The organism is Lentzea indica, from assembly GCF_012184385.1.
In the GTDB taxonomy this organism is placed as follows: Bacteria; Actinomycetota; Actinomycetes; order Mycobacteriales; family Pseudonocardiaceae; genus Lentzea; species Lentzea indica.
Genome location: NZ_VSRL01000144.1, coordinates 1 through 22,365 on the forward strand (window position 1 = coordinate 1; position 22,365 = coordinate 22,365).

The 22,365-nt window shown below is 68.3% G+C and carries 16 protein-coding genes and 1 pseudogene; 14 read left to right on the top strand and 3 right to left on the bottom strand.

Going from position 1 to position 22,365, the window contains the following annotated elements; all coding sequences use genetic code 11:
• From scpB to FXN61_RS56580, 9 genes and pseudogenes are all read left to right on the top strand, one after another.
• Nucleotides 1-673: SMC-Scp complex subunit ScpB (gene scpB, locus FXN61_RS31180; RefSeq protein WP_246292231.1), on the top strand; the 673-nt coding region annotated here is incomplete at its 5' end.
• Nucleotides 666-1,400, top strand: coding sequence for a pseudouridine synthase (locus FXN61_RS31185; RefSeq protein ID WP_167977567.1), 735 nt, complete (start codon nucleotides 666-668; stop codon nucleotides 1,398-1,400). The genes scpB and FXN61_RS31185, both read left to right, overlap by 8 nt.
• A 169-nt stretch (nucleotides 1,401-1,569) precedes the next feature.
• Nucleotides 1,570-4,317 carry an nSTAND1 domain-containing NTPase gene (locus FXN61_RS31190; protein ID WP_167977568.1) on the top strand — a complete coding sequence of 916 codons (2,748 nt, stop codon included), beginning with the start codon at nucleotides 1,570-1,572 and terminating at the stop codon, nucleotides 4,315-4,317.
• 176 nt (nucleotides 4,318-4,493) lie between these two features.
• Nucleotides 4,494-7,211, top strand: a complete 2,718-nt coding sequence (locus FXN61_RS31195; RefSeq protein WP_167977569.1) for an nSTAND1 domain-containing NTPase — start codon at nucleotides 4,494-4,496, stop codon at nucleotides 7,209-7,211.
• A gap of 115 nt (nucleotides 7,212-7,326) precedes the next feature.
• On the top strand, nucleotides 7,327-10,056 hold the full coding sequence (locus tag FXN61_RS31200; RefSeq protein ID WP_167977570.1) for an nSTAND1 domain-containing NTPase: 2,730 nt from the start codon (nucleotides 7,327-7,329) through the stop codon (nucleotides 10,054-10,056).
• Nucleotides 10,057-10,137: 81 nt separating this feature from the next.
• A complete protein-coding gene (locus FXN61_RS31205) occupies nucleotides 10,138-10,881 on the top strand; it encodes an ABC transporter permease (RefSeq protein ID WP_167977571.1) in 744 nt (247 codons plus the stop codon).
• Entirely contained in the window at nucleotides 10,878-11,645 is a 768-nt protein-coding gene (locus FXN61_RS31210; RefSeq protein ID WP_376770774.1) for an ABC transporter permease, read from the top strand. Before FXN61_RS31205 ends, FXN61_RS31210 begins: the two co-directional genes overlap by 4 nt.
• Nucleotides 11,638-12,028, top strand: a pseudogene (locus FXN61_RS56575) (ATP-binding cassette domain-containing protein); the annotation flags it as partial. The gene FXN61_RS31210 and the pseudogene FXN61_RS56575, both read left to right, overlap by 8 nt.
• A gap of 63 nt (nucleotides 12,029-12,091) precedes the next feature.
• A complete protein-coding gene (locus FXN61_RS56580; protein ID WP_376770775.1) occupies nucleotides 12,092-12,427 on the top strand; it encodes a hypothetical protein in 336 nt (111 codons plus the stop codon).
• 287 nt (nucleotides 12,428-12,714) lie between these two features.
• Here FXN61_RS56580 and FXN61_RS31220 read toward each other — a convergent pair whose 3' ends face one another.
• Together FXN61_RS31220 and FXN61_RS31225 are read right to left on the bottom strand one after the other, a co-directional pair.
• Nucleotides 12,715-13,569 carry an IniB N-terminal domain-containing protein gene (locus FXN61_RS31220; RefSeq protein ID WP_167977573.1) on the bottom strand — a complete coding sequence of 285 codons (855 nt, stop codon included), beginning with the start codon at nucleotides 13,567-13,569 and terminating at the stop codon, nucleotides 12,715-12,717.
• A 173-nt stretch (nucleotides 13,570-13,742) separates the two neighbouring features.
• Nucleotides 13,743-14,912 (bottom strand): 4-hydroxybenzoate 3-monooxygenase, encoded by a 1,170-nt coding sequence (locus FXN61_RS31225; protein WP_167977574.1) that lies wholly within the window; start codon nucleotides 14,910-14,912, stop codon nucleotides 13,743-13,745.
• Between the two features lie 178 nt (nucleotides 14,913-15,090).
• Here FXN61_RS31225 and FXN61_RS31230 point away from each other — a divergent pair, with 178 nt between their 5' ends.
• From FXN61_RS31230 to FXN61_RS31250, 5 genes are all read left to right on the top strand, one after another.
• Nucleotides 15,091-16,104, top strand: coding sequence for an ABC transporter substrate-binding protein (locus FXN61_RS31230; protein ID WP_167977575.1), 1,014 nt, complete (start codon nucleotides 15,091-15,093; stop codon nucleotides 16,102-16,104).
• A 220-nt stretch (nucleotides 16,105-16,324) separates the two neighbouring features.
• Complete coding sequence (locus tag FXN61_RS31235) at nucleotides 16,325-19,096, top strand: sensor histidine kinase (RefSeq protein ID WP_312878126.1); 2,772 nt, start codon at nucleotides 16,325-16,327, stop codon at nucleotides 19,094-19,096.
• Nucleotides 19,093-19,515 carry a roadblock/LC7 domain-containing protein gene (locus FXN61_RS31240; protein ID WP_030468876.1) on the top strand — a complete coding sequence of 141 codons (423 nt, stop codon included), beginning with the start codon at nucleotides 19,093-19,095 and terminating at the stop codon, nucleotides 19,513-19,515. Before FXN61_RS31235 ends, FXN61_RS31240 begins: the two co-directional genes overlap by 4 nt.
• Nucleotides 19,516-19,539: 24 nt before the next feature.
• On the top strand, nucleotides 19,540-20,136 hold the full coding sequence (locus FXN61_RS31245; protein ID WP_167977577.1) for a GTP-binding protein: 597 nt from the start codon (nucleotides 19,540-19,542) through the stop codon (nucleotides 20,134-20,136).
• 204 nt (nucleotides 20,137-20,340) lie between these two features.
• A complete protein-coding gene (locus tag FXN61_RS31250; protein WP_312878127.1) occupies nucleotides 20,341-20,853 on the top strand; it encodes a snapalysin family zinc-dependent metalloprotease in 513 nt (170 codons plus the stop codon).
• Nucleotides 20,854-20,896: 43 nt separating this feature from the next.
• Here FXN61_RS31250 and FXN61_RS31255 read toward each other — a convergent pair.
• The coding region (locus FXN61_RS31255; RefSeq protein ID WP_167977578.1) for a diguanylate cyclase domain-containing protein at nucleotides 20,897-22,365 on the bottom strand (1,469 nt) is incomplete at its 5' end.

The window sequence follows — 22,365 nt, forward strand, 5'->3', positions numbered from 1 at the left end:
CGCCCCCGAGCCCGAGCCGGAGCCCGAGCAGCCGGCCGACGAAGCCGACACGACCGACGCCGCCACCCTCGAAGCGCAGCTCCTCTCCGCCGCCCCCGAGGAGGCCATCGAGGACAGCGGCCTGCCCGACCTCACCGACGACGCCGAGTTCGAGGCGGCGCTCGAGTCCGTTCTCCTCGTCGTCGACAGCCCGATCACCGAAGACCAGCTCAGCAGTGCCCTTGACCAGCCGGTTGCACGGGTGAGGGAGGCAGTCCGTAGACTCTCCACCCGGTACACCGAGTCCGGCAGCGGCATCGACCTGCGCAGGGCGGGGGACGGCTGGCGGTTCTACACGCGGGACCGGTACGCCCCGTTCGTGGAGAAGCTGCTGCTCGACGGCCAGCGCGCGAAACTCACCCGCGCGGCCCTGGAGACGCTCGCGGTGATCGCCTACCGGCAGCCCGTCACGAGGGCGCGGGTCGCGGCGGTGCGTGGCGTCAACGTGGACGGTGTGATTCGGACCCTGGTCGCGCGGGGGCTCATCGAGGAGACGGGCACCGACAGCGACACGGGTGGGATCCTGTACCGCACGACCGAACTGTTCCTGGAGCGGTTGGGGCTGTCGTCGCTCGCCGACCTGCCGCCAATCGCGCCGCTGCTGCCCGAAGTGGATGCGATCGACGATGTCTGAGAACGAGGGCGTGCGCCTGCAGAAGGTGCTCGCGCAGGCGGGGATCGCCTCGCGCCGCGCTTCCGAGGAACTGATTGCCGAGGGGCGCGTCCAGGTCGACGGCAAGGTCGTGCGCGAGCAGGGCCGGCGGATCGACCCCGAGACGGCGGTCGTGCACGTCGACGGCGTGCGGGTGCAGATCCGTGAGGACGTCGTCACCATCGCGCTGAACAAGCCGTACGGCATGCTCTCCACGATGGAGGACGACCTGGGCCGCCCGTGCGTCGGCGACCTGGTGCGCAGCCGCAAGGAGCGCCTGTTCCACGTCGGCCGCCTCGACGCCGAGACCGAGGGCCTGCTGCTGCTCACCAACGACGGCGAGCTCGCGCACCGGCTGATGCACCCGAGCTACAACGTCATGAAGACCTACCTCGCCGAGGTCCCCGGCCCGGTCGAGAAGGGTCTCGGCAAGAAGCTCAAGGCCGGCATCGAGCTGGAGGACGGCCCGATCAAGGTCGACTCGTTCAAGCTCATCAGCGCGGTTCCCGGCAAGGCGCTGGTCGAGGTCGTGCTGCACGAGGGCCGCAAGCACATCGTGCGCCGCCTGCTCGAACACGTCGGCTACCCGGTGCAGTCGCTGGTGCGGGTCGCGGTCGGTGACGTGTCGCTCGGCAACCAGCGGCCCGGCTCGATGCGCGTGCTGAACCGCCAGGAAGTCGGCGGTCTTTACAAGCTCGTCGGTCTCTGAGAAGAATCTGACCCCGCTCGCCCCTCCGGCCCCCGAATCCCGGAGGGGCGACCTGCGGTGAATCCCCATTCACCTTGCGACGAGAACGCTACGGCGAAGACGTTGTAAGGGGTCGGCCATGCGCATTGAACAACACGGTGTAGACAATCGGTCACAGGGGGAGACCGACATGCCACGCACAGAACGTCCGCTGGAGAGCGCTGACACCGAACTCGGCAGTTTCGCCGCGGACCTCCGCAAGCTGAGGGACAAGGCGGGCAAACCGTCCTATCGCGCGCTCGCTTCACGCGCGCATTACTCGGCGGCCACGCTCTCCGATGCCGCGGGCGGCAAGAAACTCCCGTCGCTGGCCGTCACCCTCGCCTACGTCAAGGCCTGCGACGGCGACGAGCAGGAGTGGGAACAGCGCTGGCGCGCCATCGCGGCCCCGCCCGACCCGACCGGTGAAGCCCCGTACGTGGGCCTCAAGGCGTTCCAGAAAGAGGACGCCGACCGCTTTGTCGGTCGCGAGAAACTCACCGCGAAGCTGGTTCAGCTCACGAAGGAGCGCCCGTTCGTCGGCGTCTTCGGTGCGAGCGGCTCCGGCAAGTCCTCACTGTTGCGCGCAGGCTTGCTGCCACGTCTCGGCCAAGCCCTGATCCTCACCCCCGGTGTCCAGCCGCAGGACGAGTGCGCCGTCCGCCTCGCCCAGCTGACCGGTCACTCCGCGGTGGTTCTGCGCAGCGAGCTCACCGACCCCGCCGCACTCGGCCTGCTGATCAAGCAGCACGACGAGGACCTCGTGCTGGTGGTCGACCAGTTCGAGGAGGTCTTCACCCTCTGCGGTCCCGCGCAACGCGACTGGTTCGTCCAGGCTCTCGTCATCGCCCCGCACGTGGTGATCGGCGTCCGCGCCGACTTCTACGGCCACGTCGGCCGCCATCCGGAACTGGTCGAAGCTCTCGAAGGCGCGCAGCTCCTCGTCGGTCCGATGACCACCGACGAACTCCGTCGCGCCATCACCGAACCGGCCCAGCTCGTCGGCGCCACCGTGGAAACCGCCCTTGTCGCCCGGCTGGTGGCCGACGTCGCAGGTCAGGCGGCCGCGTTGCCGCTCGTCCAGCACGCCCTCGTCGAGACCTGGCACCGGCGCCGCGGCATGACCCTCTCGCTGGTCGGCTACGAGGAAGCGGGCGGCGTCGAGCACGCCATCGCCCGCACCGCCGAAGCCGTCCACTCCCAGCTCACCGAAGAGCAGCGGCAGATCGCCCGCCGCATCTTCCTGCGCCTCATCGCGCTGGGCGAGGGCACCGAGGACACCAAGCGCCGTGCCACCCGCGAGGACCTGGACCCCGAGGTGCTGGAGCACCTCGCGAACGCCCGCCTGGTCACGCTCTCCGAGCAGCACGCCGAACTCACCCACGAGGCGTTGATCCGCTCCTGGCCGCGCCTGCGTGACTGGATCGCGGAGGATCGGGAAGCCTTGCGCGTCCACCACCAGCTCACCGAGGCCGCGGCCGAGTGGGACGGGGACCGCGACCTCCTCTACAAGGGCGCAAGGCTGGCCCAGGCCGCCGAGCTCGACGCGAACTCCCTCACCGAACCCGAACGCGCCTTCCTCACCGCCAGCCAGGCCGACGGCCGTCGCCGCACCCGCCGCACCCGCGTGGTCATCAGCGTCCTGTCGGTCCTGGTGCTGCTCCTGGCGGGCACGGCCGTGTTCGCGGCTACAAAGACACGGGAGGCGACGCAGCAGCGCAACGACGCACTGGCCGGCCGTGCCGCGACGGAGGTCATGCGGTTGATCCCGGCTGATCCGCTGAGGGCGGCACGTCTCGCACTCGCGGCGTACGCGGTGACGCCCGGCCCGGTGACGCGGGACGCGGTGCTCAACGCCGACGCCGCCAGGCTGGCGAGGACGGTGATGTCCAGGCCGGGAATCACCGGGCGCGTTCCTGACGATGCCGACGGCGGCGAGCTGCTCGTCGCGACCGGCGGGACGGGGCCGGCGACGATCGTGGCGAGGCAGGACGCGGGCAAGGCGGCCCCGGCGATGGGAAGCCTGGTCGACCAGGTCGTGCTCAGCGCCGACGATCGGCGGGCCTTCACGTTCGAGCGATCGGGCGAGATCGGGATCTGGGACATCGCCGATCCACTCCATCCCAGGCAGCTCGGCGTGCTGCCGATCTCCCGTGCGGCGCACGGTTTCGGCGTGAACCGGGACGGCACACTGGTGATCGCGAGCGAACTGCTCGACGGTGGCCCGCGCAGTCACGCGTCCATCTGGGACCTGCGGGATCCGGCGCGGCCCCTGCAGACCGTGTTGCCTTCGGAGCGCGTGATGTCCGCGGCTGTGGCGCCGTCCGGCCAGGAGGTCGCTCTGTTGGTGCGCAACGACTCCACTGAGACGCTAGAGGCCCAGGTCTGGGACATCAGCAACGGCGGCCGGTACGTCCGGACGTCGATGCGGGTCCCCAGCGAGTCCCTCGACGTCGCGATCAGCAACAACGGGCGGCAGTTGGCGGTGCGCTCGTCGAGCAGGATCGTCCTCTGGGACGTGTCCGATGCGGACGAGCCACAGGTGTGGGCGACGGTGCCACGGGTGCCGGGCGGCTTCGCCGCGTCGTTCGCCTTCAGCACCGATGACAGGCAGATCGCCGTGCTGAGCGAGTCCTCTGTCGACGTCTGGGACATCAGCGCGAAGGGCGAGGCGGTCACCGCGGGATCGTTCGGCGGCTTCCGCGGCAGCATCGGCGGAGTGCGCTACCGGGAGCGCGAGAAGGCTTTCGGCGTGATCGACTCGGCGCCGTCCACCTGGTCACTGCGCACCGATCTGGAGAAGGTCCGGAGGGGACTGTGCCGGGAGCGGGCGGTCGAACTGACCGACGAGGAATGGCGCCGTTACTTCGCGGACGTGGAACGCGTGCCCGTGTGCTGAATGCTTGAGCCGTGGGTGACGCACGCGCAGGCCACCCACGGCCACACCGGCGCCGGTTCGGGGCGCGAGCACCGGGCCTTCCCCGTGTCATGACGCGTCACCGGAGACGTTAGGGCGAACGGGTTGTTCACGGTCAGCTGTTGGCCGCTGAACAAAGTTCTCTGAACAATGACGGAATGCCGAGACGGGAACGCCCTCTCGACGAGGGCGAGAGCGGTCTCCTGCAGTTCGCGGCGGATCTGCGCCGCCTGCGGGAGCGTGCGGGCAGCCCCACCTACCGGGAGCTGAGCCGGCGGGCGCACTACTCGGCCGCGGCGCTGTCGGAGGCGGCCGGCGGGCGGAAGCTGCCGAGTCTGGCGGTGACGAAGGCGTACGCCAAGGCTTGTGACGCTGACCCGGACGAGTGGGCGCGGCGGTGGCGTGAGGTCGCCGAGTCCGCACCGCACGCGGCCAGCGACAGCCCGTACGTCGGTCTGGCGATGTTCCAGCCCGGTGACGCACCGAAGTTCTTCGGGCGTGAGCGGTTGACGGCCGAGCTGCTGACCACCACGAACCGCTTCACCGGTGTGTTCGGGCCGTCCGGCGTGGGGAAGTCTTCGTTGCTGCGGGCCGGCCTCATCGCCCGCACCCGAGAACCCGTTCTGCTGTTCACGCCCGGCGCGAATCCCGTGGAGGAGTGCGCGGTCGCGCTCGCCCGCCTCACCGGTCAGGACGCGGTCGAGCTCGCCGATGAGCTCGAAGACCCGCGAGAACTCGGGCGAAAGCACGCGCATCTCGTTGTCGTGGACCAGTTCGAGGAGCTGTTCACGTTGTGCCGCAGCGAAGAACTGCGGACGTGGCTCATCGCGGCACTCACCGGGTGCGCCAAGGTCGTCATCGGTGTGCGCGCTGACTACTACGGGCACTGCGCGCAGTATCCGGAACTGGTCGAGGCCCTCAGCGGCAGCCAGGTCATGGTCGGCGCGATGACACCCGACGAGTTGCGCCTCGCCATCACCGAACCCGCCGCGGTCGTGGGCGCCAAGGTCGAGACGGCGCTGCTGGCGAGGCTCATGGCCGACGCGGTGGGACAGGCCGCGGTGTTGCCGCTGCTGTCGCACGCGCTCGCGGAGACCTGGCAGCACCGCCGCGGCATGACGCTGACCCTCTCCGGCTACGAGGAGGTCGGCGGCCTCGAACACGCCGTCGCGCGCACCGCGCAGGAAGTCTTCGACGGGCTTGCACCGAAACAACGGGCGCAGGCGAAACGGATCCTGTTGCGACTCGTCACGACCGAGGACACGAAACGCCGTGCGCACAAGGACGAACTCGAGGCCGACGAGGAAGTTCTGCAGGCGCTGGCCGCGGCCAGGCTCGTCGTCATCGACCGCGACGGCGTCGAGCTCGCGCACGAGGCGTTGATCCGCAGCTGGCCGACGTTCCAGGAGTGGGTCGAGCAGGAGCGCGAGAACATCAAGGCACAGCGCGAACTCACCCACGCCACGCAGAGCTGGGAGTCGCTCGACCGCGACACCGGTGCGCTGTTCCGCGGTCGCAGGCTCGCCAACGTTCCCGCCGGTTTGTCCTTGAACTCCAGGGAACGCGCGTTCCTGGCCGCGAGCCTGGCCGCGGAAGAGGAGGTCTCGGCGAGCGCACGAAGACGTACTCGCCGTCAACGCCAGCTGCTCGCCGTCCTCGCCGCGCTGGTGGTCGTCGCAGCCAGCACGACCGTCTTCGCTTTGCAGGCAGGCAGAACCGCCGACGAACAACGCACCCACGCCGCCGTCCTGAGGGCCGTGGGCGAGGCAGCGTCCCTGCGCTCCACGAACCCCGCACTGGCGCAGCAGATCGCGCTGGCCGCTCACCAGCTCGTGCCGTTGCCCCAGGCGCGCAACGGTTTGCGCCAGGAGGACGTGTCTTCTCAGGTACTGCGCGAAGCCCAGTCCGAGGTCACCGCACTGGTGGTCGGCCCGACCCAGCACCAGGTCGCCACCGGCCACCGCGACGGCACGGTCGTGCTGACCGCGCTCGACGACCTGCCGTCCCCACGCACGTCCCACGACGCCACGAAGCACGACGGCGCCGTCACGGCACTTGCGATGGACTCGACCGGTGGCCTCGTCGCCTCGGCGGGAGAGGACGGCGCCGTCCACGTCGTCGACGTCTCCCTCGGCAAACCGCGCGAACTGACCGTGCTCCCCGTCCGCGCCACCGCGATCGCCTGGCAGGGCACGACCCTCGTCACCACCGACCATGACGGCGCCCTGAGCTTCTGGACCGATCTGCGCGGTGAACGCCCGAGGCTTCTCGTCACCACGCAACTGGACCTGGGTCCGCTGGCGGGCATGGCCTTCCGCCTCGACGGTCAGATCCTCGCCGCCGTGACGACCGGCCGCGCGGTCCACCTCGTCGACGTGACCGACCCGCGCGACGTCAAGCTCCTCTCGCTGACCGAGAAGTTCGCCGGCAGCGCCCAGTTCGCGGGCTACGACCTCCTCATGACCACCGCAGGCACCGCCGTCCACCTCTGGGACGCGACTGATCCGCGCGACCCGGTTCTGCGCGCCGAGATCCCGTCCGGCGGCGGCGAGGTGACCTCGGCCTGGCTCGGCGACGGCAGCGTCGCGGTGGCCACCGACGACGGCCTGGTGCGCCTGTGGCAGCTCGAAGACCGGAACGAGCCGGTCGAGCAGGCTCTGTTGCGCCGGCACTCCGGTCCGGTCTCGGCGGTCGGCCTCACGCCCAAGGGCGACGAGGTCGTGACGGGTGGTGCGGACCGGGCGGTGCGGCTGTGGAACGTCGATCCGCGTGATCCGGCGGTCCGGATCTGTGAGCAGGCTTTCCCGAGGATGAACCGCGAGGAGTGGGAACGGTACTTCGGCGACATCGACTTCGCTCCGCCGTGCCGGGACTGACCGGCGGCGTCCGACCGGGTTGAACGATCACGAAGAACACATCCGGATGGTGAGCGATTAGCAGGCCGTTAGACGGCGGGCGAACCTCTGGTGGACAATCCCGCCAGGAGGCGGCATGCCACGAGGGGAACGACCGCTGGGTCCGGAGGACACCGCGTTGCTGCGGTTTGCCGGTGACCTGCGGAGACTGCGTGACCAGGCAGGCAAACCGAGCTACCGCGAGCTGGCTCGGCGGGCGAACTACTCGCCGACCGCGCTGTCCGACGCGGCCGGAGGCCGCAAGCTGCCGTCGCTCGCACTGACGCTGGCGTTCGTCAAAGCGTGTGAGGCCGATCCCGCGCCGTGGACCAAGCGCTGGCGTGAGCTGGCGGCCGAGCACACGCTGCCGTTGCACCCGAACGCGCCGTATCCCGGCAGCGCATCCTTCACCGAGCACGACGCGAAGCGGTTCTTCGGGCGTGAGTGTCTCGTCGAGCAGGTCGTCGAGTCGGTCAGGGCGAAGCCGCTCACCGTCGTCTTCGGAGCCTCCGGATCGGGCAGGACTTCGCTGCTCCAGGCCGGTCTCCAGCCCGCCCTCGTCGACGCCGTGGTGATCACGCCCGCGAAGAACCCGATCGAGGACCTCGCCGAAGCCCTCACCGGGATCTTCGAGAACACCACGAAGGACCAGCTCGCCGAGGAGTTCCGGCAGGACCCCGACCACCTCAGGCTCAGACTCCGCCAGCACCGCCCCGGCCTCGTCCTCCTCGTCGACGACTTCGAGAGAGCACTGGACGCGGACGACTTCATCACCGCCCTCACCCGCTGCCCCCACGTGGTGCTCGCGGTGCGCGCCGACCAACGGCAGCGCTGCCACGACAAGGGCCTGTGCGGCACCGAGATCACCATCGAGCCGATGAGCGCGGACCAGCTGCGCCGCGCGATCACCGAGCCCGCCGCGAAGATCGGCGCCACGGTCGAGACCGCGGTGATCGCCCGCCTGGTCGCCGACGCCGCGAACCAGCACGCGCTGCCGTTGGTGCAGCAGGCCCTCGTCGAGACGTGGCGGCGCAAGCGCGGCATGACGCTGTCGCTGGCCGGCTTCGAGGAGTCCGGCGGCATCGAGCACGTCGTCGCGCATGCCGCCGAGACCTTCTTCCGCACCCTTGGCGAGGAGGACCGAAGAGCGGCCAGACAGGTCTTCCTGCGGCTCGTTTCCGTGCAGCGCAACGGAATCGCGCGACGCAGGACCCGCAGGTTCGACATCGACGACCAGCTGCTGGACCTCCTGACCAAGGCCAGGCTGGTGACGCTCACCGAGGACGGCGTCGAGCTCACCCACGACGCGGTGCTGCACTGGCCGAAGCTCGCCGAGTGGATCGACGAGGAACGCGAGAACCTCAGGACGCACCAGCAGCTCGTCACCGCCATGGAGCTCTGGGAGGCGAGCGACCGCGACCCGCTGGCGCTCTACCGGGGTGCCCGCCTGCGCAAGGCCAAGGAGCTCGGCGAGTTCTTGACGGTCCAAGAACGCAGGTTCGTCGACATCAGCACCAGACGCGAGACGCGCCGCTCGACCGCGTTGATCGCGGTCATGGCCGTGCTGGTCGCGCTGGTGCCCGGCACGGTCGTCTACGCGCTCGCCAACGAGCGCAAGATCACCGCGATGCACGACAGGGAGCTCGCCAGCTTGGCGATCTCGGAGTCCGAGGCGCTCATGGAGCAGCGCCGGCCGTACGCGGACAAGTACGCGCTGGTCGGCTACAAGGTCAACCCGTCAGCCGAGGCCGAGAAGGTGCTGCGGCTGGCCAACGCGGTGACGCGCGGCATCCCGTTCACCGGCACGCCCAAGGAAGACGCGGACGTGGTGGTCGCCCCGCGCGGTGAGATGGCCGCGGTGACCGACGAGGACGGCACCGACCGGATGTGGAGCCTCGACGAGGACCGCGCGGTGCCCGGCAAGAAGTTCGCCGCCGGCCACCGGGTCGTCAAGCTCGCCGAACGCCGCGCCGTCACACGGGACAACGCCGGTCAGGAGCACCTGTGGGCCGTCAACGACGCGGATGACATCACCCATCTCGCGACGCTGCCCGACCGGTTCCGGACGCTCGACCTCAGCGCGGACGGCTCGCGGATCGTCGGCAAGGTCGGCGACGCGGTGGGCGTCGGCCTGCCGACACCGGACGAGTCCGAGCACGCGGAGCTGTTCGACCTCAGCGACCCCCGGCACCCCCGTCAGCTGCCCATGCCGGTGCGCGACCCCGAGACCGTCGCGCTGAGCCAGGACGGCCGCGAGCTCGCGACCGCCGTCTGGGACGCGGCGGCCGGCATCACGACGGTCGAGTTCTGGCACATAGGCGGCACCTTCGAGCGCGCCGCGCCGGCATTGCCCCAGCACGTCTACGTCCGCGGCATCACCTACAGCGGTGACGGCCGTTGGCTCGCCGTCGAGCACTCACCCGAGTCGGTCGTCGAGGTCTGGCAGCGCGTCCCCAGCGGACCGCTCGTGATGCGCGCACGGCTCGACAGCGCGTTGCGTTACGGAGCCCGTGTCACGTTCTCCGACGACGACCGCGTGGCCGTGGTGCGCGACAACATCTTCGAGGTGCAGCGGCTCTACACGTCCGACCGCCGGCCGGATCGTCTCGTGTACGTCGTCGGGCACGGCAACTCGACGCGTGCGGTGTACCGGCCGCAGCACGGCGACTTCCTCGTGCGCAGCGGGGGCCAGGATCCCGAGCTGCTGCCGTACGACCTCGACAGCAGCCGGATCATCAAGAAGATGTGTGAAAAAGACGGCGCGCGGCTCACGGACTCCGAATGGGTGAAGAGCTTCGGCGAAGTGGAGCGCGTCGAAGTCTGCTGAAGCGCCGCGATGTGTGGGAAACAACCTGGAGTTGGGCAAGCACGCATTGTGAACGGGAGATCCACTCTCTAGGGTGTCCGAGTGCGTGCGTTCACAAGGGGACTCCTCGGCATCGCCGGGTTCCTCATGCTGTGGGAGCTCTTAGGACGCTCCCCTCTCATCCCTGCTCACGCGCTTCCGCCACCGTCCGTCGTGTTCGGTGAGTTCGTCACACAACTGACATCGCCGGACTTCATTCGTCATGTCGTGGCAACGGTCTTGGCAGTGCTGATCGCCATCGTGATCGCGGTCGCCATCGCGGTGCCGAGTGGACTCGTCCTCGGCAGCGTCCCCGCCGTACGTCACGCGACCCGCGCGATCATCGAGTTCCTGCGCCCGATCCCTTCTGTGGCACTGATTCCGCTCGCGCTGGTGATGCTCGGGTTCGGACCGGAAACCAAGATCACGCTCGCCGTGTACGCGGCACTGTGGCCGATCCTCTTCAACACCATTTACGCGCTCGACGAACTGGACCCGTTGCTCGTCGACACAGCAAGGGTTTTCGGCACCGGCCGAGCCGGCGTGCTGTTCCGCGTGGCGTTGCCCAGCGCGTTGCCCTTCGTCCTCACCGGAATCCGGCTCGCGGCGACGACGGCGCTGATCGTGATGGTGAGCGTGGAGCTCATGGCGGGCAGCCAGGTCGGCCTCGGCTACTTCATCATGGAGGCCCGCAGCGGGCCTGGCCGGATGGACCAGGTGCTGGTCGGCACCGTGGTCGCGGGCGCGATCGGCGTCCTGCTCAACAACGGCCTCGAGCGCGTCCGCCGGCGATGGGTGGCCTGGTGACCAAGTTCCTTCAACGGTGGACCGTGTTCGCCGGTCTGGTCGTCGTGTGGCAGTTGCTCGGCTGGCTCGCCGACGACCCGTTCTTCCCGCCGCCTTCCGAGATCGTGTCGGCGGCCTGGGAGTGGTGGGTGCTCGAGCCGGAGAACTTCACCGGGCACGTCGTGCCCTCGATCGTGCGGCTGCTCTCCGGCTGGGTCATCGCATCGGTGATCGGCGTGTCACTGGGACTGCTGCTGGGCCGCTCGGACAGGGCGATGGAGTACGCGGGCCCGTTGCTCGTGTTCCTGCGCTCGATCCCGCCGCCGGCGCTGGTGCCGGTGTTCCTGTTGCTGTTCAAGGCCGGCACGTCGATGCAGCTGGCGACGATCGTCTTCGGTGTCATCTGGCCGGTGCTGCTGAACAGCGTGGACGGTGCCCGCTCGGTCGACGTGACCAAAGTGGACACTTCAGCGGTCTTCCAGATCCCTCGCTGGCAATGGGTTCTCGGCGTCGTGCTGCCCGCGGCCTCGCCGAAGATCTTCGCCGGCCTGCGGGTGTCCCTGTCCCTGTCCCTGGTGCTGATGGTGATCTCCGAGCTCGTGGGCACGGACAACGGCATCGGCTCGCAACTCATGCAGGCACAGCGCGAGTTCGACTACACGCGCATGTGGGCCGGGATCGTCCTTCTGGGCGTGCTCGGCTATGGACTCAACACCGTGCTTCTGGCGGTGGAACGCAGAGCGTTGGCGTGGCAACCGAGGAGTCGTGATGAGCAACATGCTTGAGGTGGCCGATCTAGGCCACACCTACGGCGACTACGAGGCCATCGGTGGCCTGTCGTTCACCGTGCGCGCCGGTGAACTGGTGTGCGTGGTGGGACCGTCCGGCTGCGGCAAGTCCACTTTGCTGCGCACGATCTCGGGTCTTATCGCGCCTTCACGGGGCGACGTGTCCTTGAACGGCTCGCACCTGGCCGTGGTCTTCCAGGACTACTCGCGCTCGCTGTTCCCGTGGCTCTCGGTCCAGGGCAACGTCGAGTTTCCGCTGCGGTCTCTGCCGCGTGCTGAGCGCCGTGCGCGTGCCGCGGAGGCGCTGGAGTGGGTGGGGTTGTCAGCGGCGGCCCGCAAGCGGCCGTGGCCAGCTCTCCGGCGGCATGCGGCAGCGCGTGGCGATCGCGCGCGCTCTGGCGTTCCGGCCGGCGTTGTTGTTGATGGACGAGCCGTTCGCCTCGGTGGACGCGCAGACCCGGTTCGAGCTGGAGGACCTGTTGCTTCGCGTGCGCCGTGAGCACGACACGACCGTTCTCGTGGTCACGCACGACATCGACGAGTCGGTGTACCTGGGCGACCGGATCCTGGTCCTCTCCGGTTCTCCCGCGCGTCTGGTGGCGGATCTCGAGGTGCCGCTGCCCGCCGAGCGTGACCAGGTGACGACGCGGACCGACGAGGGGTTCGTGGCGCTGCGGTCCAAGGTGGCGCGGCTGCTCAACGTCGGCAAGCCCACGATGGACGTGGAGAAGTGGGCCGCGGCCGAGCGGGAGTCGCTGAGCGAGACCGTTCCGTCCTGACACCAGTCCTGAAACAGATCAGCCCCGGACCCACCGTGGTCCGGGGCTGATCTGTTTCGCACGGGGGCGAGGCCGCGGGCTGGCCCGCCGGCCGACGAGAAGCCGCCGCTGTGCGAAGTTGTGCGTGCCTGACCTCCGAGGAGGGAGGCAAAAGGCCAGGCACGGCCAGGAGAGCGTGCAAACGCCGTTCAGGGGCCGGGAAAACACCGGGGGAGGCGGGCACCCGCGCTCGGGGGCAGAGCCACAGAGCGCCCGCCATCCGTTCCCCCGTGAACCGCCAGGAACGATCAGAAGTGGATGTTCACGTCGTTGTGGTTGCCGACGCCGCCGTCGAGGACGTCGATGTCGCCGACCTTGACGTCACCGATGACCTGGCCGAGGTCGTGGTGCACGTCGCCGACCTGCGCGACGTTCTGCACCACGTTGTCGGTCACGTCCACGACGTCCTTCACGTCGACGTCCGCCAGGACGTCCTTGACCAGCACGTCGGAGTCCACGACGTCCTTCACGAGGACATCGGCGTCGAGGTCCTTGACCAGCACGTCGGACACGTCGTTCACGGCGTTGACGTCAGCGACGCCGGTGACCTTGGAGACGAGCGCGTTGTCGGAGGCGATGTCCGAGACGTCCGGGACGTTCGAGACGACCTCGGTGGCCTGCGGAACGACGGCGTCGAGAGTGCCCGACACGTCGCCCAGGCCGGAGAAGTCGGAGACCAGCGCGGTGATGGCCGAGGGAGCGGCGGCGACGTCGGCAACGCCGGCGGCGCCCTGCACGGTGCCCGCGATCTGCAGCAGGCTGTCGACGGCGGGCAGCTCGCCACCGCCGAGGAGCTCGTTGACGCCCTCGACGTTCGGGACGGACGCAGCGTCGAGAACCAGCGGCAGGATGTCGTGGACGTCGTCCGCGGTGATGTCGCCCAGCCCGGCGGCCTCAAGGCAGCCCAGCGGGTCCTGCTGGAACGCCTCACGGGCGTCCAGGTCGGTCAGAAGGCCGAGAGTGAAGTCGTGCAGGGTGGTCTGCTCGGTCTGCACCGTGGTCGGGCCGGTCTCCACCGTGGTGGGGCCGGCCTCCACCGTGGTGTCGCCGGTCTGCGCCGTGGTCGGGCCGGTCTGCACCGTGGTGGTCTCGGTCTGCTGCATGGGACTCAAGCTCCTGTAGCTGAATCGGGGGATGTCGTGTTGAACCGTATGGATGAACGACATCCCCCGGCATCGGGAGTTGGCCCCAGATCGTGACGAAACGAGATCCCTAGGGGGTCTGTCTCACTCGTTAGGGGAGCCGGGGGTCACCCCACAGGGCGAGATCTGTGCCATCAGGGGCCGACGTAGTTCTCCGCGAAGGTCGCGCGGTAGGCGGGCGACTCGGCCAGGTGCTCCAGCCGTGCCTGCGCCAACCGTCCGAAGAACGGAGAGCTGACATCGGTGTGGATCATGTTCACCATCCACTGTGAAAATTCCTGTGCCCTCCAGACGCGATGCAGGCAGTCGTCCGAGTAGGTCTTGAGGCCGGTCTCGGACCCGGACGCGTAGTACTCGACAAGCGCACGTCCGAACGTCGCGGCGTCGTTCATCGCGAGGTTCATGCCCTTGGCACCGACCGGCGTGATGATGTGGGCTGCGTCACCCAGCAGATACAGCCGTCCGTACGACATGGGCTCCACCACGTGGCTGCGCATGTCGAGCACGCGCTTTTCGATGATCTTTCCCTCGGTCAATGCCCACGTGGAGCCGTGCAGTGCGAAACGTTTGTGCAACGCCTCCCACACCTGCTCGTCGGACCAATCTGAATCTTTAGTTCCAACCGGCACCTGGAGATAGAAGCGAGAAATGGTGGGCGACCGCAACATGTGTCCCGCGAAGCCGTCCTCGTGCAGCGCGTAAATGATGGCTTTAGTCGACGGAGGAGCCTCCGCGAGAATTGCGAGCCACTCGATCCCGTGCTGATGCGTGAATTCCGTCAGCACCCCGCCGGGAATCGATGGGCGGCTCACCCCGTGGAATCCGTCACACCCCGCCACGAAGTCACATGAAACTTCTTCACGTACCCCGTCTGCGCTGGTCCACGCCACGGACGGGGTAGAAGAGATCACATCGCGCAACTCGACGTCGCTGACCGAGAACCGGATGTCACCGCCAGCGGCCAGGAATGCACCGATGAGGTCTTTGACCACTTCCTGCTGGGGGTACACGTAGTGCTCCCGGCCTCCGTACAGATCGCTGTACGCGACCTGGAACGCCTGTCCGTTCACGCGGAATTCACACGTTCCGTGACGGTCTGCTTCCATCAGCAAACGATCGGCGAGACCGAGTGACTCCAGCATGGTTACGGAGCGATGCTCCAGGACTCCCGCCCGTGGCCGGGTTTCCACATGGGTGCGACTAGCTTTTTCGAGCACCACGCAGTCGATACCTGACTGCTGGATCAAGTTTGCCAAGGTCAGACCGGCCGGCCCGGCGCCGACAACGGTCACAGCGCGCTTCAACTCGGGGTTCTCCTAGCCCTAGACCTGCTGTGCTTAGATGCTCACCGCAGGTAGTGGACTGGAACCTGCTCGTGTCGGTCAACTGGGGTCTTTTGGAGCAGCATCACTACTCTGAGTGGTTGACCGTCGCGATCCTCCCCCGCAACGACGACACCGCTCCGACAGGAGAGTGCTCCCGATGACTCGAAGAGTCCGCCGTATGGCCGTCCGTGGCATCGCCCTTGCCACGCTGCTCGCCACCGTGGCGAGTTGTGGACTGCTCGGCGGCAAAGAGCAGGCTGCTCCCCCGGCCGACGCCAACGGCCAGGTCGAGAAGCCCAAGATCACCCTGGGGGTCCTGCCGATCCTCGACGTGGCGTCCGTCCACGTGGCGATCAAGAAGAACTACTTCAAGAACGAGGGTCTCGAGGTCGAGCTCAAGACCATCCAGGGTGGTGCTCAGGCGATCCCCGGCCTGATCAACAAAGAGCTGGACATGACCTTCGGCAACTGGGTCTCGTTCTTCGCCGCCCAGTCGAAGGACGCGGCCAAGGCGGTGGACGGCATCAAGCTGATCGCCGACGGCTACCAGGCAAAACCCGACATGTTCCTGATCCTGGCCGCCGGTGACTCGGCGATCAAGAGCCCGCAGGACCTGGCGGGCAAGACCATCGCGATCAACACGTTCAAGAACATCGCCGAGCTGACCGCGAAGGCCACCCTGGAGGCCGCGAACGTCGACCCGAAGTCGGTCACGTTCAAGGAGATGCCGTTCCCGGACATGCAGGCGGCGGTCCAGAACAAGACCGTCGACGCGGCCTTCATGGTCGAGCCGTTCATCACGCGCGCTCAGCGCGCGGCCGGCCAGATCAAGATCCTGGACGCGGCGTCTGGCCCGACCGACAGCATCCCGATCGCGGGCTTCGCGACCAGCGGTGAGTTCGCCAAGAACAACCCCAAGACGGTGGCCGCGTTCCAGCGCGCGATCGCCAAGGGGCAGGCGGACGCCGCCGACCGTCCCACGGTCGAGCCGCTGCTCGTCGAGTACGCCAAGGTCGACAAGGAAACCGCAGGTCTTGTCCACTTCGGCACGTTCCCGACCACGCTCGACGCGACCAGGCTGCAGCGGATCCCGCAGCTGATGCAGCGGTACGGGCTGCTGGACAAGGAGCTCGACGTCAAGCCGATGCTCATCCAGCCCTCCGGCAGTTGACGAACAGCGCGGGTGGCTGTGATCGCGCCGTGATCATGGCCGCCCGCGCACGTCGTTTCCTCCGGATGAATTATCGCTTTGGGACCGTTTAGCCGCGCAGTTCAAGTTGTTGATTCTCGAACCAGCTGTTTTGTCGTCCAAACGGCGGTATGAGAACGGTGTGTTTTACTCCAAGATCCACCAGGTTTGCAGCTATTAAACGGGGCGGGGAGTGTTGACGGTGCGCGGTCGAGAGGACCAGCGAGGCATCGACCGGTTCCGCCTACGCAACTGGCGGTTGCGGAGCAAGCTCGCGGTGGTGTTGCTAGTTCCGGCCCTGAGCACCGCGACTCTCGCGGGCCTGCGCCTGAACACCCAGCTCGACGACGTCGAGCTGTTCGGCACCGTCCAGCGTGAGCTCGCCGTGAGCCATCAGGCCGCGAAGGTGGAGAGCGCGCTGCAGGTCGAGCGCGACTGGGCCGTGCAGTGTGTTGCCGCCGGCAGGCAGAACGCGTGCCCCGAGCACGCCGCCCGCACCGGCGCCACCGACACGGAACTGGGCAGGTACAGGGACACGGGCGCGACGGCCACGGGCTTGAGCGCGTCCTTGCAGGAAACGTTCACCAAGTCGCTGCAGTCGCTCGACGGTCTGGCGAGCTTGCGCGTCACGTTGCTGAGCACCAAGTACCCCGACATCGCCGTGGTCGGCGCGTACAACCAGATCATCGACTCGCTCAGTCAGGTGCACCGCGCCGCGATCTCCAGCCTGAGCGAGCCGCAGATCGTTCCGCTGGTCGCCGCCGCGCAGGCGCTCTACCTCGCGCAGGAACAGCTCGGCCAGCAGAACTCGATCCTGACCTCCACGGCGCTGCGCAAGAGTTTCGCGCCCGGTGCCGCGGACGAGCTGCGGTCGGCGCAGTCCCGGCTGGACGCGGCGTTCAACGAGTTCAACGACGTGGCCTCGCCTGCGAACCGGCAGAGGTTCCAGGACATCGTGTCCGGTGCGTCCGTGGACGGTCGCAACCGGCTGGTGAAGCTCGCGCTCGCGCAGGACTACGAGCGCAAGCCGGTGTCCATCACCGACGCCGAGGTGCTCAAGATCGGCGAGGACACCGCGAACCTGGTTCGCGAGGTCGCGATCGACATGGAGGCCCAGGCCGACGCGACGACCACGCGCCTGGCGAGCGAAGCCCGTGCGGCCGCCTGGCGTGACGCCGCGCTGGTCGCCGTCTCGCTGCTGATCGCGTTCGGTCTGATGGCGATGGTCGCGCAGTCGATGCTGCGGCCGCTGCGCGTCCTCCGCCGCAGCGCCCTCGACGTCGCGCGCAACCAGCTGCCAGACGCGATTCGCCGAATCCGTTCGCACCGCGACCCCGAACGCGCCGCGGAAGAGGCGATCGTCCCCGTGCCGCTCAACACGACGGAGGAGGTCGGTCAGGTCGCGCGGGCGTTCGACCTCGTGCAGCGCGAAGCCGTCCGCCTCGCCGTCGAGCAGGTGGCCCTGCGCGCGAACGTCAACGACATGTTCATCAACCTGTCGCGGCGCTCGCAGGCGTTGGTGGAACGCCAGATCAGCGTGATCGACCGGCTCGAGCAGGACGAGCAGGACCCCGACCACCTGGCGTCGCTGTTCGAGCTCGACCACCTCGCCACGCAGATGCGCCGCAACAGCGAGAACCTGCTGGTTCTGTCCGGCACGACGGTCAACCGCCGCGTCACCCGCCCCGTCGCGATCGCCGAGGTGCTCGGCGCCGCGGTGTCCGAGGTGGAGAAGTACGCGCGCGTCCAGATCGCGCCGACGCCGGACATGATGGTGCAGGGCCGCGTGGTCAACGACCTCGCGCACCTCATCGCCGAGCTGCTCGACAACGCCACGGCGTTCTCCAAGCCGACCACCAAGGTCACGGTGCGCACGATCGAGACCCGCAAGGGCGAGATCGCGATCCGCATCCACGACCGCGGCGTCGGCATGCAGGAGGACGACGTCACCGAGGCCAACGCGAAGCTCGCCGAGCCGCCGGAGGTCGACGTCTCGGTGGCCCGCGAGATGGGCCTGTACGTGGTCGGCCAGCTCGCGAAGCGCCACGAGATCCGCGTGACGCTGGCGAACAACGACGACATCGAGGGCGGTGTCACCGCTCAGGTGATCCTGCCGATGTCGTTGCTGCACAAGGGCGCGCTGCCGCCGTTGCCGCTGCCGTCGGTCACCTCCACCGGTCCTTCCGCCGCGGTCGACTCGACCGGTGAAGGCCTCGCCGGCGTTCCTAAGTGGACGCCGGAGCACCCGGTCGTCGTGCCGTCGCAGGCGACCGCGGACGAGTCCTCCGGTCGTCATCGCATCGAGCAGACGTCCGCGGACGGCCTGTTCACGGCTCGGGTCGAGCCGACGGAGGAGGCCGCTGAGGACGGTTACTCCTACGAGCCGCCCATCGAACGCCCCACGGAGCCGGCCACCGAGATCCTCCCGGCGATCGTCGACGAACCGGAGATCTCCCACGACGAGCTGTCGCGGTGGTTCCAGACCCCCGCGGCCGCTGAACCTGCCAGGTCACCATCTACAAAGGACGTTCCGTCAGCGGAGTCGGAACGTGCTGAGGAAGAAGAACCCGCCACCGTGAACGGTCTGCCCAAGCGGCAGCGTTCAGTGGAGGCAGTGAAGACCGAGGCACCAACGGCGGTGCCACGCGCGGTCGCCGACTTCGCCGAGTCAGACTGGGGAGTGGCGGACGAGGGCTGGCGTGCCGCGGGCGCTCTCGGCGTCGGCGAAACCGCGCAGACGACGGAGAACGGCCTGCCCAAGCGCGTCCCCAAGGCGCGCCTGGTGCCGGGGTCGCTGCCCAAGCCGTCGTCACCGGCGCCCCAGCTGGCGACCGCGGGCATCCCAGGCCGGTCCGCCGACCGGCTGCGCCAGCGGTTCGCCACGTACCAGAAGGGTGTCCAGATGGGCCGTGAGTCGCTCTTCGACTCGGCCGTCGGAGGCATCCCCGTGATCGCAGAAAGGGAACACCAGTGACCACCGCGACTGAGGAACTGGACAACTTCAGCTGGCTGGTCGAGGACTTCGTCAGCAGGGTCGCCGGTGTCGCACACGCGATCGTCGTCTCGGCAGACGGCCTGTTGCTCGCTTCGTCGGACCGCCTTCCGCACGACCGCGCGGAGCAGCTCGCCGCTGTGTCTTCCGGCCTGGTTTCGCTGAACCTCGGCGCGGCGCGTTGCTTCGAGGCGGGTGAGGTCAAGCAGACTGTCGTCGAGATGGAACGGGGCTATCTTTTCCTGATGTCCATCAGCGACGGGTCCTGCCTCGCCGTGCTCGCCGCACCCAACTGCGACATCGGGCTCATCGGTTATGCGATGACCCGGCTCGTGGAGCGGGTCGGTCTCCAGCTCACGCCGGAGATCCGCGCCCAGCTGCACGTTTCCATGCGAGCCTGAGGTTCTGAGTAGAGAGAAGTTCCCATGAGAGACGGTGCTCCGGGTCGTCCGGGGTCACCTGGGGTCGACCTGAACGCGATGTCGGCGAAGATCGTCGTCGCGGGTGGGTTCGGTGTCGGCAAGACGACGTTCGTCGGTTCGGTCTCCGAGATCACCCCGTTGACCACCGAGGCCGTGATGACCCAGGCATCGGTCGGAGTCGACGACCTGTCCGCGGTTCCTGACAAGGTCACCACCACGGTGGCCATGGACTTCGGCCGTGTGTCGCTGGACAAGGACCTGATCCTCTACCTGTTCGGCACGCCAGGACAGCACCGGTTCTGGTTCATGTGGGACGACCTGGTCCGCGGCGCGATCGGCGCCGTCGTCATGGTCGACACCCGCCGGATCGACGAGGCGTTCGCACCCATCGACTTCTTCGAGGACCGCGAACTGCCTTACGTGATCGCGGTGAACTGCTTCGACGGCCTGATGCACCACCGGGCGGAGGAGGTGCGGGACGCGCTGACGATCCCGTCCTCGGTGCCGATAATCCCGTGCGACGCGCGGAACCGGCAGTCGACGAAGCAGATCCTCATCGCGTTGGTGGAACACGCGCTGCGCCAACCTTCGTTCGCCTGACGCACGTGCTGTGAAATCCCCTGCCCCGCAGGTCCCGGGCAGGGGATTTCGCCTGTTCGGCGGCGATCTGTTCGTGGCGGAAGCGGGATCACCTACGAAGTCTCTGGACCGTGTCAGCGCTGATTGACACTTGACTCTTCTTGTGCGCCAACGCCTCAGCGATACAGTCGGGGTGCAATTACCCTGCATTGCGAGGAGATTCCTGTGTTCCTGCGCAAAACAATTGCTGTGCTCGCCACGACGGCCGCCCTGTCAACCGGCCTCGTCGGCACCGCACAAGCAGCCACCGTCCTCACCTACAACTCCACCGGCGCCGGCCAGTTCCAGGCGGCCGTCGACAAGGGTGCCGAGGTGTGGAACAGCAGCGTGACGAACGTCAAGCTGCGAAAGACGACCGGTCGCGCCAACATCACCGTCACCTGGGACACCGGGTGGCCCCGTGCCCGCGTGACCAGCCTCGGCCGTGGCAGCTGGATCATGGGCACCCAGGCGGTCAACGAGGGGCACGACACCGTCCGCATCTCGTCCCACGAGTTCGGACACCTGCTGGGCCTGCCTGACCGCAGGACCGGTTTGTGCACCGACCTGATGTCCGGCGCCAGCGCCGGCACGTCGTGCAAGAACCCCAACCCGAGCGCCAAGGAGAAGGCCGAGGTCGAGGGGAACTTCCGCACGGCCGCGACCGTCCAGGCCACGACGTTCGTGGACGCTGCCTGAGTAGCCGGTGAGTGGTTGTGGCCTCCCTGACGGCCACAACCACTCACCGCGACACCACCAGGTCCACTCCCAGAGCTCGCAGCTCGTCGGGATCGCCAGGCCCGCCGATCACGTGCACACCGGCCGACCGCAGCAGCGGCACCATCAGGGCCAGTCCTTGCCGCGCCAGACGTTCCGAGGGCGGCTGAGCCAGCCGGATTCCCCAGATCGCGTTTCGGTCCACAGTGGACAAGCCGGCGAAACCGCCGCCGAACTCGTGCAGCAGCACGTGCACGTCCATGTCGTGCAGCACCTCGAGGTTCTCCTCGCCATCCGGCATCGCCCGCACGTCCAAGGCGAGGAACAACGAGGAGGCCGGAAACGCGCAGGCCCGCAAGGTGGTCCGCACGTGCGCCGCCAGATCCGGGTCACGCGACTGATCGCGGGACAACCGGATCAGCACCGGTTCTCCACGGGAACAAGCGTCGTGCAGCACCATCCTGCCGACGCGAGAGGCCAGGCCCAGCGCATCGGCGTAGGCCACGACGTCGTCGTGGCGGGAACTGTCCCACCGCAGCGAGGCCTCCAGAAACGCCCGCGTGCCCGAAACCCACGACACCGGCGCGTACTCCACGGAGATCTCGCCGTTCTCGAAGGCACCGGGCATCGCCGCGATCCGCGCGAACCGGGCGCGGTCGGCCACGTCGGCCTCGCGGTCGTAGATCGCCCACTGTCTCTTGCCACCGGTCTCGGCCCGCCGCAACGTCGAATGCGCCCGCCGCAGCACAACTGCCGGATCGGCACCGGGGCCGGCGGCGTGCACGAAGCCGATCGACGTCGACACGGCGACGCCCGCACCCTCCAGGTACACCGGCTCCGACAGTTCCTCGTCGATCATCGCGGCCAGTGCCGCGACATCGGGCGATCCCTGGATCAGCACCACGAACTCGTCACCGCCGACCCGTGCCACCACGGCGTCCGGCAGCACGACCCGCAACCGCCGTGCCACCTCGACCAGCACGGCGTCGCCCGCCACGTGGCCGAGACCGTCGTTGACGATCGTCAGGCTGTCGACGTCGAGATATCCCAGCGTGTACGGCTCGCCGGTCGCGAGCGCCGACTCCAGCTTGTCGGTGAACGCGGCCCGGTTCGGCAGCCCGGTCAGCAAGTCGGTCAACGACTGGTGCCGCAGCCACTCCTGCAGCATCCGCTGCTCCGTCACGTCCTCGATCAGCGCGACGTGGAACTTCGGCAGCCCGTCCGACCCGCGCAGCACGGACAGCACGACGTTCGCCCAGACCGTGTCGCCGTTGTTGCGCGTCAGCTGCCACTCGCGCCGGTCGGTGTCCACAGAGGACGCGATCATCCGCGCGCAGGCCGACGCCAGCGCCACCGCGTCCGCCTCGGCGAACAGTTCCTTGGGCATCTCCTCGTGACCCAGGATGGTGGCCAGGGCCTCGTTCGCCTCCACGACCGTGCCGTGCACGTCGAAGATCGCGATGCCCATCGCCGTCGACGCGAAGACCTGGGCGA